Consider the following 2,344-nt stretch of genomic DNA (forward strand, 5'->3'; position numbering starts at 1 on the left):
TTTTTTCCTGATTTGCATGTTCAGTTTTTCCGTAAAGTTTAACGCATGTCTCTTCAGACACTCGATAAACAGCACCTTGATGCCCTTTTCCAATGAGGGTTTGTGTTATGGCGCTATCCACTTTCACTCCATTACCTGAACCTCCTGAGTGGACTGGAATATTTCTAAAGTCCAAACTATTTTGATTGAAATAACCTTCCCACTCATTGAAGGTGTCCGGTTCAAGCTTTTTCACTTGATCTAGGAACGAGTCCTTTAAAAGGATTATTTTTAAATCTCTTAATAATTTTAATGGTACAGGGTGTATCCTTTTAAAGGAATTCACATGGTCAATCACCTTAAGTTCCTCATTACCGACGACAAAAATATGGCGTAGGGGGGCATCTATCATGGTGAACTTTGCTTGTTTTAATTCTTTTAATATATAGAGAAGTTTCTTTACTATAGAATCAGGGATATAGGTACAATTTCTCAGATATTCTTTTAAGGTCGGGGCATTAAAATATTCCATGACTATATAGTTTGGTCCTGTATCATATACCAAAGGCATAAAGGGTAGATGTTTTCCAGCTGCAAGAGCTTCTTCCTCCATTTTCGCTTGTATTGGGTCTGAATAGATTTTTACACATTTATCTTCTGAAAGTTGAAAAACTGCACCTTGAGCACCCATTCCAATCAGCGAATAGGTAGTTGGATTGTGAATTTCCAAAGATTTTTCACCTTTGATAACAGTAATGGTTTTAAAGTCCTCCATGATTTCCTCCTAACTGCTCATCTATGGCCTGCTGTTGAAACTTTTGAAGTTTATATAGTGCTTTTTTGACTTTTTCGGCTTTATGAGCCTTTTTTTCTTTTTTACGAGAAGCTATTTTTTCATCATGATCCTTAGCTCTCTGTTGAACTTTTGCTTTTTTTTCATTTGTATTAGATGCTACCAGTTCATCTTTGACTTTATCTTTAGTCTGCTGTTGTAGCTGTGGAAACTGTTTAAGTTGTTGTAGCTGTGGAAACTCTTGAAGCCCTTGAAGCTGTTGTAGCTGTTGCATATAAATAAGGGCTTTTTTGGCTAATTCGGCTTTTTTTCTAGGCACTATCCTTTCGCCATCATACTTACCTTGCTGTTGAGGCTGTGGAGTCTCCTTTAGGACTTTTTTATCTATTTGGCGCGGTGTTATTAAATATCGTTTACCTACTTTATAAGGGGCTACAAGTTCATCATAAAATTCAGCTTGTTGTTGAAGTTGTTGGGCGAGGTTGAATTTTTGTTCTACTTTTTGACGAGCCGCTTCAGTATATGTTTCCCATATCTCTCTGTTAGATAGCATAAATTCAAGAGCTCCTGCCAGTTCATCTACATTGTTTTCTTGTACTAAAACCCCTTCTTTGTTATTTGTTATTAATTCAGGGATGCCGGCATGATTGGTCGAAATCACCGGTACTCCAATCGCCATAGCCTCTTTTAATGTATTAGGTATACCTTCTACATCTCCATCGGCAGCTTCTAAGCTCGCGGCGCAAAATATATCTGCATTGGTCATTTGTTCTCGTACTTGATCTTTCGGCAGATGGTTTAATAGGCGAAAAGAGTCTCCTAAATTAAGTTGATTTGCCAATGAAATGAGATATTCTTCAAGCCCCCCTCTACCGATAATCGTCAAGGTTGCATTTGGAAATTTACCTCTGATTTTTTGGAAAGCTTGCATTAAGATGTGGTGTCCTTTTTTTTCCACCAACCTACCGATGGATAGAATGTTTTGAGAATCCCCTTTATGTGGTGCCCGGTATTTGAATTCGTTAAGGTCAACGCCCCCATATAACACTCTGATTTTTTCTGAAGGACAACCCCAAGCAATTAACCTATCTGCTAAATACTGACAAACTGGGAAGAAACGCTCCCCTCGATCAAATAGCATTTTCATGTTATCTAGATAGCCAATGGGCTGATTAGCCAGGGTTGCATCCCTGCCTCTAATACTTGTTACCAACGGAAGGTTTGTTTCCTCTTTAAAAGGAAGTAATAACATCCCTAATTGGCCATGATGAGCATGTAATAGGGAGATATTATTTCTTTTGACATATTCTTTTGGCGAGAAAACTTCATTGAGATAATGAACCTTCTCATTTAAAAGGGAAAGATCTATCATATACTTAGGTTGTCGTACCATATGAATATAATCATAATCAGGAACTTCTCGAATCTGTGGGATATATTGGGTCGGATCAACTCTTAAATTCAAATGCATAACTGTGTGCAAATAAATGATCTCCTTTCATGCATAGTAAGCAAATTTCCTGGACCTTTTCAAGTATATTATGCAGGACTCTCTAGGTACGCATGGACTAA

General features: G+C 37.6%; 2 protein-coding genes. Both read right to left on the reverse strand.

The genetic code is table 11. The features are described from left to right. Positions 1-754 (reverse strand): RIO2 family protein (locus tag ACZ9AO_RS26090; RefSeq protein ID WP_476111293.1); only part of this gene is annotated, 754 nt, incomplete at its 3' end. Further along, positions 741-2,255 (reverse strand): glycosyltransferase, encoded by a 1,515-nt coding sequence (locus ACZ9AO_RS26095; RefSeq protein WP_476111295.1) that lies wholly within the window; start codon positions 2,253-2,255, stop codon positions 741-743. The genes ACZ9AO_RS26090 and ACZ9AO_RS26095, both read right to left, overlap by 14 nt. Positions 2,256-2,344 lie beyond the last annotated feature (89 nt).

This window comes from Peribacillus sp. TE19612 (assembly GCF_056279465.1).